At 68.7% G+C, this 9,019-nt stretch carries 7 protein-coding genes; 5 read left to right on the top strand and 2 right to left on the bottom strand.

Annotated elements, in window-relative coordinates; translation table 11 throughout:
* The 4 genes from ELR45_RS28595 to ELR45_RS28580 form a co-directional block, all read left to right on the top strand.
* A partial coding sequence (locus ELR45_RS28595) for a heparinase II/III family protein (RefSeq protein WP_165368190.1) occupies positions 1-2,010 on the top strand: 2,010 nt, incomplete at its 5' end.
* Between the two features lie 121 nt (positions 2,011-2,131).
* Positions 2,132-2,917 carry an amidohydrolase family protein gene (locus ELR45_RS28590; protein WP_205857451.1) on the top strand — a complete coding sequence of 262 codons (786 nt, stop codon included), beginning with the start codon at positions 2,132-2,134 and terminating at the stop codon, positions 2,915-2,917.
* Positions 2,914-3,765: an amidohydrolase family protein gene (locus tag ELR45_RS28585; RefSeq protein ID WP_129669343.1), complete on the top strand. Its 852-nt coding sequence runs from the start codon at positions 2,914-2,916 to the stop codon at positions 3,763-3,765. The genes ELR45_RS28590 and ELR45_RS28585 overlap by 4 nt, the downstream gene beginning before the upstream one ends.
* A gap of 5 nt (positions 3,766-3,770) precedes the next feature.
* Entirely contained in the window at positions 3,771-5,156 is a 1,386-nt protein-coding gene (locus ELR45_RS28580) for a hypothetical protein (RefSeq protein WP_165368189.1), read from the top strand.
* A gap of 219 nt (positions 5,157-5,375) precedes the next feature.
* On the opposite strand, the gene ELR45_RS28575 is transcribed toward ELR45_RS28580, so the two are convergent.
* Both ELR45_RS28575 and ELR45_RS28570 read right to left on the bottom strand, forming a co-directional pair.
* Positions 5,376-6,650, bottom strand: coding sequence for a helix-turn-helix domain-containing protein (locus ELR45_RS28575; RefSeq protein ID WP_165368188.1), 1,275 nt, complete (start codon positions 6,648-6,650; stop codon positions 5,376-5,378).
* A gap of 171 nt (positions 6,651-6,821) precedes the next feature.
* On the bottom strand, positions 6,822-7,763 hold the full coding sequence (locus ELR45_RS28570; protein WP_129669340.1) for an AraC family transcriptional regulator: 942 nt from the start codon (positions 7,761-7,763) through the stop codon (positions 6,822-6,824).
* 88 nt (positions 7,764-7,851) lie between these two features.
* Between ELR45_RS28570 and ELR45_RS28565 the strand changes: the two genes are divergently transcribed.
* Complete coding sequence (locus ELR45_RS28565) at positions 7,852-8,772, top strand: NADP-dependent oxidoreductase (RefSeq protein WP_129669339.1); 921 nt, start codon at positions 7,852-7,854, stop codon at positions 8,770-8,772.
* Positions 8,773-9,019 lie beyond the last annotated feature (247 nt).

Raw genomic sequence — 9,019 nt, 5'->3', positions numbered from 1 at the left:
GGCGGCGCTCGCTGGGCCGCCGAGGAACATGTGACGTTCCGCAACGGCAACTGGCAGCTGGTCTCGGTCTGTGAGCTGGCGCACGTGAGTTCGGTGTATCCGGAGTTCGCCGAGCGCACGGAGTGGCTCGACGTCGCCCGGCGCCGGATCGAGGACCATCTGGAGCTGGACTTCTACGCCGACGGCTGCCATTACGAGCGGTCGCCTTCGTACCACACCATGTGCCTGCAGGCGCTGCACATGGCGGCGCTCTCGGCTGACTCGGGGCAGCGGTCGCTGATCGATCACCCGCGGCTGCGGCAGGCGCACAGCTGGCTGGCCGAGATGGCGCACCCGGCCGGGTGGATTCCGCACCTGCAGGACTCACACATCGTCCGCCCGGCCGAGCTGCTGCTGGTCGGGCATCACCTGTACGGCGTGCCGGAGTGGAAGTGGCTGGTCGAGCGCTGGATGGACGCGGACTGTATCGTCGACCGGCTGGACTGGCTCGGACCGCGCCCGGACGGCACGGATCCGGTCGAGTTCTTCCGGACTGCGCCGAGCGTAGAGCCGAGCGGCGCCAGTACCCTGCTGAGTCGCTGCGGGTACGCGATGCTCCGACAGGGGCGGGAGGTCGACGACCTCACCACCGTCGTCAACCTGGGGCCGTATGTGGGCCACGAACTGGAGCCGCACTCGCACCACGCGGCCCTGGACTTCGTCATCTCTGGGTGGGGCGAGCCGTTGGCGTGGGAGGCCGGGGGACCTCCGAGCTACGACGACCCCGGGTACTACACCTGGTACCAGGCGGGCCGCGGCCACAATAGTGTCGCGCTGGAGGGCGAGCCGAACTCGGTCGAGCGCAACACCGTAGTGGAGTCGTTCTGGAGCCTGGGTAGGGAAGATGACGACATTGTGGTCGCGGGGACAACTGGAATGTCGGCTCATTCTGCCGGCGACGGTGGCTCGTGGCCAGGGGGTTCAGTCTCCCGGCGGGGCGTCGATGTGGTGGCCGGCCGGCACGACGCGTTCGAGCGACGGCACCGTCGTCGGATCGTCTTCGTGCGGTCCGATCCGGCGTACTGGCTGGTGGAGGACGAACTGGGAGACCGGCCGATCAGCTCGACCTGGACGATTCACGGTCGGTCTGCGTGGAGGACGGAGGACCTCGCGGAAGGTCGGGTGGAAGATCGGACCGAAGGTCAGGTAGGGGACCGGACGCGGAATCGACAGCGGTATGTGTCCAGCGCCGGCCCCGGTCTGGTCGTGGTTCCGGTCGAGACGCCCGTCGGCGTCGAACGTGGCACAGGTCCGGCACGCCTGCCGTCCAGTCAAGTCGCACTCGAGGGCGACGACGCCGATGGCGCCGGCAATCGCCTCCGTGAACGACGGGCCTGTCCGGACGAGTACGGCACTATCCACGGCCTGCATCTGGCGTATGAGCATTCGACCGTGCGGACGGTGCTGGTCCCGTTCGAACATGAGGCGCCGGAAGCCGGCGTCGAACCCACCGGCGACGGCCCTGGCTCGGTGAACACGGCTGGGTTGAGAGGTGCGGGTCCTGACGACGCCGGGCAGAGCCACGCCGGATTGAGCCACGCGGGTCCGGGAGGTACGGGTCCGGGGGATGCGGGGTACCTCAATGTGCGGTTGGCGGGCGTCGTCGACACGCTTGGTCCGGGCAGCTGGACCCGCATCCATGACGACGGCCGGACTGAGCGGGCGCGCTGGGACCTAGATCCCGAACGGCCGGATCCGCCGCCGGGCAGTGTGCAGACGTTCCCAGCGATCACCGGCCGTGGGCTGCTCGCCTGGTGGTGCCTGGCCACAGATGAAGGCATGACGGCGGAGCTTGTCACCGATCGCCGGTCTGCCGTGACCTTGCATGGTTCACCGGATGGTGTGGCCACTGGCCCGGTGACGGTCAACGGCGTGCAAGTCGCCGCGGCGAGTGAGCGTGCGCAGCGGGTGACGCTGCCGTCGGAGGGACGTTGGAAGATCCGGATAGCGTGGAAGGTCGCCGGTGGGTAAGGAGATCACGACCGAAACACGACAGGGAGACCCATCGCGGGACCCGGTCTTTGAAGACGTTGGCATCAATCAAGACGCTGGCAACGGGAAGCTGCTCCCGAGCGGGGAACCGGGGACTCGCGTGCCGGCCGGCTCCCAGGCGGGCGGATCCCTGAAGTTGCTGGACGTTGCCGCCTCCCTCGGGCGGCATCCCGCCCACGACGTGGGCGACGGGACGACCGGGACACTGATCTCGGCACTCGACCGGTACGGCATCGCTGAGGCTGTCGTCGCCCATACCTTGGCGACTCACCACGAGCCTGCCGCGGGTAACGCCCAGGTACTCGCGGACGTCGCGGGCCAGGCGCGGCTGTGGGCATGCTGGACTGTTCTCCCGCCGACCTGCGGGGAACTGCCGGACGGGCCGGAGCTGGTGGCCCGGGCGCGGGCCAGCGGCGTCGGCCTGCTCACGGCCCGGCCGTCGTCGCATGGGTTCGACCTGGCCGGGCCCGACATGGCGCCCCTGCTGGACTCGGCCGCCGAAACTGGGCTGCCGTTCCTCATCGACGCGGCCGAGACAGACTGGCGCACGGTGGAGGCGGTGACGGCCGCTCACCCGGACCTTTGGATGGTCCTCTCCGATGTGGGCTACCGGGAACTGCGGCGGCTGTGCGGCATGCTTGAACGTCACGCCCGCGTTCTGCTCTGCACGGCCAACCTCTCCGGGCACCTGGCGCTGGAATTCCTTGTAGAACGGTTCGGACCGCACCGCCTGGTCTTCGGTACCGGGCAGCCGGTGCGTGACCCGGGAGAGGCGGTACTCCGCCTGCTCTGGTCTGAACTGGACGACGCCGACGTGCGTGCGATCGGCGGCGAGACCATGCGCCGGCTGTTGGCCGCGCCCCGACCCACGGTGGAGGTGAGATGAACAGTCGCGCGCCCGCCGGGCCGGTGTTGAGCCGCGAACCACGGCACGGCACACCGATCCTGGACGCCCATGCTCATCTGGGGCCGTACAACCGGTTCTTCGTCGCAGATCCGAGCGGCGAGGCGATGCTGCGGGTGATGGACCGTTGCGGGGTGTCCGGCGCCATCGCCTCCAGCATGCTCGCCGTAGAACTGGACGCGGAGTCGGGCAACGCGCAGACGGCTGCTCTGTGCGAGACGCACCCGGAACGGTTCGCCGGCTACATCGTCGTCAACCCGTGGCAGGACTCGGTCGGGCAGCTCGAGCGGTGGCACGGGCACCCGTCGTTCGTGGGGGTCAAGCTCCACCCGGACCTGCACGAGTATCCGTTGGACGGGCGGCGGTACCGGCCGGTGTGGGAGTACGCGGAACGGACCGGAAGGCCGGTGCTGACCCACACCTGGGCCGGCTCGCAGTTCGACGATCTGTCGCACGTCGACCGGGTGGCGACGGATCACTCGCGGGCGTGGATCCTGGCCGGGCATGCTGGGGTGGCACCGAGCTCGTTCGGCCGTGCGATCGAGGTGGCCCGGCGGCATCCCCGGGTGCTGCTAGAGCTGTGCGGCTCGCACAACCACGGACGGGCCATCGCCGAGATGGTCGGCGCCGTGGGCTCGGCCCAGGTGGTGTTCGGGTCCGACTTCCCGTTCATCGACCTGCGAATGTCCCTGGGACGGGTCCTCTTCGCCGACCTAGGCGTCCAGGACCGGGCGGCGGTCTTGGGCGGTAGCATGGCAGCTCTGCTGACCGGCGGACACACGGGCGGCGCCGCCCTGCTCGACCGGCTGGAGAGGGGTCCGGCACACTGACAACTGTGAACGACGATCTCTCCCAGCCGGCCACGCCATCCGCGCCGTCCTCGCGCGTCGCCTCGCGCCGGGAGCATCTGGCTCAGGTCCGCGCCCCGGTCAAGGTCGGCGTCGTCGGGCCGCCGGACGTGGTCCAGAACATCCTGAGCCTGGATGCGGCGGTGGGTGACAACGTCCAGCTGATCGGGGCCGCGCATCAGGTGGATGCGGACCTGCTGACGCGGGCACAGGCGGTGAGCGGGGAAGCCGACATCATCCTGTTCACCGGGCCGTTGCAGTACGACCTCGCCGCGGACACTCTGCCCATCCCGTCCACCTTCGTGCCGATCAGCGGCACCTCCTTGTTCTCGGCGCTCATACGAGCCTCGGCGAACCCGGCCATCGAGATGGAACGGATCAGCATCGACTCGATATCGGAGACGGAGGTCGAAGAGGCTTTCGCAGACATCGGCCGCGACGCGAGCCGGCTGCACGTGGCGCCGTACGAGGGGCCCGAGTCGGTGGACGGGTTCAGTCGGTTCCATGCTGACCTGTACCGATCCGGTGCCACTACGGCGGCGTTTACGACGGTCAAGGCGGTGGCGAACCGGCTGGAGGCGGAGAGCATCCCCGCCGTCCGGATGGCCCCGACCATGGCCAACCTCCGCAACGCGGTGGTGACCAGTGCGCTGCTGGGGACGGGGTCGCTGCTGGAGGAGGCGCAGCTGGTCCTGATGACCGTCCACGTCACGTCCCCGGAGGGCTCCGGCCATTGGGGATGGAGCAACTACCGGCTGCAGGGCACCCGGCTCACCGTCCACCAGGTCCTGTTGGAGGAAGTCGAAGCCGCTGGCGCGGCGTTGCTCGCGTACGAGGGGATGACGTTCGGTATCACCGCCACCGCTGGTGCGCTGCGTCAGCTCACCGACAACCTGCACACGGCGCCGTTCGTGGACAGGCTGCAGGCTGCCTTGGGGCTGCAGGCATTCGTCGGCATCGGCAGCGGGCGCACAGTGCAGGAGGCCGACGCCAACGCGCAGCAGGCGCTGGGGCTGGCCCAGAGCCACGCGGGACATCCCGCTCAGGTGGTGGGCGCCGACGGCACGGTCGTCGGGCTGCCGCCGAGGTCGCGACGTCAGGAGCGCGTCGTGGCCGACGACAAGTACCCGCACGAGCGCGACATGCTGCGGCGGATCATCATGGCGCTGCCGGACACCGAACCCGAGCCGCTGATCGTGGACGCGGCCCGGGTCGCCGAGGCACTCTCTGTGACGCTGCGCAGCGCGCGGCGGATCCTGAACAGCCTGGTCGCGGCAGGGTTGGCGTGGACCATGCCGCCGGCGCCGTCGCCCGGAGGTGGCCGGCCGCGACAGCGGTTCCGGCTGCTCGTCCAGCGCCTGGAACCCCGCTGACGGTTTGAGGTTGCGTCCGGTGGGGAGGGACAATTTCCCGGCCTCGCCCGCGGCGAGATCGTCGCAGAACTCCTCACACGCCGATGCCCGAGCCTTCCCCTGGGTGGAGTGGGCTGGGTCCTTGGTGTCTGGCCGGGAAATTGTCCCTCCCCACCTCGTCTGTATCTTCGACTCGCGCATGCGGAGTTCGGATGATCAGGATGCCGTCGTGCCCAATCCTCAGGTTCGCTCGCGGGCGGACTGGCGGATTGCCGAGGGCGTGGCTCCGGTCTCGCGGACTAGGACCCGGCGCAGCTGGATCGGCGTCCCGAAGCCGCTGGCTTGTGCGACTTGCTCCATGCCGAGCCGGGTTTCCTCCAGTAGGCGCTGGGCTCGGCGGACCCGCCGTTGGGTGACGTAATCGCGGAAAGTGGTGCCCAGCTCGGAACGGAACAGATGCGAGATGTGGAACGGGCTCACGGCGACTATGGCCGCCACACTCTTCAGGCGCATGTCTGGGTCGGTGAAGTGCTGGTCGACGTGGCGTCGCACGAGGTCCAGTGTCGAGGTGCGGGTCGAGGTTCGTCGGTGTCGGGTCACGAGCGCGTCGATCACTCGTCCGGCCCAGTCAGCGACCGTCGTCTGTTCGTGAAGGTCTGCCAGTTCGGCGAGCGCCGGGTAGGGGACCGCCTCACAGACGGCCATCCAGTCCGACGCCGTGCCGGCGCCGAGCCGTCCGTCGAGCACGGCCGTGGTGGCAAGCACCTGGCCCAGCAGCCAGCGCCGGACCAGTTCGTCGTCGCCGTCGGCACACGTGGTCGCCGTTCCGAACCAGTCGCAGAGAAGGCGCCTGGCGCGGTCGGACTCGCCTTTGCTGATAGCGCGTGCCAGCTCACGATGGACGTCATGCGGGGCGCTGACATCAGGTCCGGTGGGAAAGCTGTGCGACGCGTGGAGGTCGACTGATCCGCCATCCAGGACGGGCGCCGGGATCACTCGGTCCGGCCCGAGGGCAAGCTTGGAGCGATGTGCCTGGCGCGCGGACGAGACCGCCTCCGGAACGGCGTCGGGTCCGGTGGTCGTCCGGCCGACGGCAACGGTCACCGTGAGCTCTCCGCCGGCACGCACTGTGTGGTGGATCCCGGCGGCGATGCGCCTGGCACGACGCTGCACGTCGTCGGCGGTCGGTGACGAGAGGGTCAGCAGCCACTCGTCCGGGGGGAGAGGTTGGACGCTTGCCTCAGTCTCGTGGCGGACCTGCTCGTCGATGATGCGCCGGAGCCGATGACGTGTGCGATCTGACCAGCCGTCTGCGGCTTCGGCAGCGCGGGGGAGGAACGCGTCCACATCGACCAGGAGACAACAGACGGCCGGGGAGCCCACGTGACCGCGGCCCTGCTCGCCGTCGCCGGGCAACTCCCGGGTCAGCGGTGCGGCTGCGGGCCGGGTGCCCTGGCGTGCCTGGGCCGTGAGTCCCGTACGCCCGGCATCCTGTAGGAGGCTCTCAGCGGACATGCTGACAGCATATCGGATCATGCGCAGTTTAGGACGTCCCAAACATGGCAATGAGATGTTCTAAATGCCCGCCGCATGATCGCCAACCGATGCCGAGTCGCCGAGCTCACGTATCTGACCGGCTGTCTCCGTTCGATGCACGGTTCTCCTTCTTGGCGCCGCGAGTAACCGCTACGTGGTATGGCGATACCTGCCAGGGGGTGTGCCGTAGTGGCGTTTGAACGCGTTGGCGAAGGCGAACTCCGACGCGTAGCCGACTCTGCCGGCGATGGCGCTCAGCGGTGCGTCTGACTCTTGGAGAAGCCGGGCGGCGGTGGTCATCCGCCACCACGTCAGGTAGCTCAGCGGTGGCTGACCGAGCAGGGTGGTAAAGCGGCGGGCGAACGGCGCCCGGGATAGCCCTGCTTGGGTGGCCAGCGTCGCTACGGTCCAAGGCCGCGCAGGCTCGCGATGCATGGCCTGCAGCGCGGCCGTGATGGCTGGGTCCTTGAGTGCGGCTGCCCAGCCGGTTGCGGTCCCGTCTGCGGGCTGCTCATCGAACCAGGTGCGCAGCATCAACAGCAACAGCGTGTCGAGTAATGCGGGAATGATGGCATCCGTGCCGAGGCGAGGCCGTTCCAGCTCAGTGGCGAGCAGGTCCACGGTAGAGCGTAGCTCTGGGTGCCGCCCGAGGTGCGCGGGAAGATGGATGAGTTCAGGCAGGCTGCCCAGCAGTGGGTGGGCGCGGGCCGGATCGAGTTGGTAGGCGCCGCAGAGGGTGACGGTGACCGGGGCGTCGGCGCGGACTGGTTCGCCGACGGTGTCGGCGGTGGCGTGGCGCTCGAGGAACTGTGGGTCGCTCGGGTCGCAGGCCGGCACGGTCGGTCGGGTCGATGGACTGTCGGCCAGGGTGTGCCCACGCCCGCGGGGCAGGAGCACCACATCTCCTACGGCCAGCGGCACGGGATCGGTGTCGGACGGGATGAGCCAGCACGGCCCCTGCAGGATCATCTGGAAGCCGGCGGACCCGGGCACGGACGCGAACTGCTGTGCCCACGGCGCGTGCCATGTGACCCGCGCCGAGCGCGGTTGGCCGGTGCGCATGACTGCGATCACATCGCTGAGTACGTCCATAGCCACAGTATTGCTATCGAGACGGTCGAGTAGGAAGAGAAGACTGATACGCATGGGCCGTCTTCCACTCTCGTCATACATTCGGTACGTGAGAGCCATACGAATTCACGAGTACGGTGACGCGTCCGTCATCCGCCATGAAGAAGTCCCACGCCCAATGCCCGGTCCCGGTGAGGTGTTGGTCCAGGTCGCGGCGACCTCGTTCAATCCGTCCGAGATCGGATTGCGCTCCGGCCTGCTGCGTTCTGTCTTCGCGCTGGATCTGCCGTACACACTCGGGTGGGACGTCGCCGGCACGGTGGTCGAGGTGGGTAGTTGCGTGCACACTCTCGGGCCGGACGACCAGGTCATCGGTCGGCTCGATAGCGGCGGCGCCGCAGCTGAGTACGTCGTCGCCGCAGCCGATACGTTGGTGCCGGCGCCCACCGCCGTCCCGCTTGCCCACGCCGCTGCCATTCCCCTCGCCGGCCTCACCGCATGGCAGGCAGTGTTCGAACACGCCCGTATCACGCCTGGCCAGCGGGTGCTCATCAACGGCGCAGGCGGCGGCGTCGGCGGGTTCGCGGTCGAGCTGGCCAAGCACGTGGGAACACACGTCATCGCGACCGCGAGCCCGCGCAGTACGGCGGCGGTCCGGCAGTTCGGCGCCGACCAGATCATCGACTACACCGACGCGCCGCTCGGCCAGGCACTGGATGGACCGGTCGACGCCATCCTGAACCTCGTAGCGATCAGCCCTGAACAGGCGGCGAGTCTGGTGTCGCTGGTCCGGCCCGGCGGGACGCTGGTCTCCGTCACCATCCCGATCGAGCCGCTCGACGCTGAGGTGACTGCGATGCGCTTTGTCGCGCGCAACGACACCAGTCAGCTCGCTGCACTGGTGAAGCTCGTCGACGCGGGCGCCGTCCACGTCGACGTGGCTGCCTCCCTGCCCCTGGTCGATCTAGCCTCGGTTCACCGTGATGCCGAGGCTGGGCGCAACCGCGGCAAGATCATCCTCATTCCGTGAAAGCGTCCCAACGCCGGGTCGGCGAAGATGACGCGGTTCGAGGGCGTGCCCGGGCCGGTGACGGGCGCACGCATCACAGATGTCCGCACGGCCGTGGGCAATGCATCTGAGTACACATTAGCCTATGGCAGGGGCGGTAACACCCGATATTTGCTGGGACGCCCATGACAACGTCGATATGTAGGCCGTCAAGTCCATATAGCCTCGTAATGCGGCGTGACGCTACCGGTGGCTTCTGGTAATCTTC

Origin of the sequence: Phytoactinopolyspora endophytica (genome assembly GCF_004138495.1) — a bacterium.
Lineage (GTDB): Bacteria > Actinomycetota > Actinomycetes > Jiangellales > Jiangellaceae > Phytoactinopolyspora > Phytoactinopolyspora endophytica.
This window is presented reverse-complemented; position numbering and strand designations above follow the sequence as displayed.

Excerpts from the sequence above, each read along its gene's own strand:
- ELR45_RS28585 (WP_129669343.1), top strand. The coding sequence starts at position 2,914 with ATGAACAGTCGCGCGCCCGCCGGGCCGGTGTTGAGCCGCGAACCACGG.
- ELR45_RS28575 (WP_165368188.1), bottom strand. The coding sequence starts at position 6,650 with ATGTCCGCTGAGAGCCTCCTACAGGATGCCGGGCGTACGGGACTCACG.
- ELR45_RS28570 (WP_129669340.1), bottom strand. The coding sequence starts at position 7,763 with ATGGACGTACTCAGCGATGTGATCGCAGTCATGCGCACCGGCCAACCG.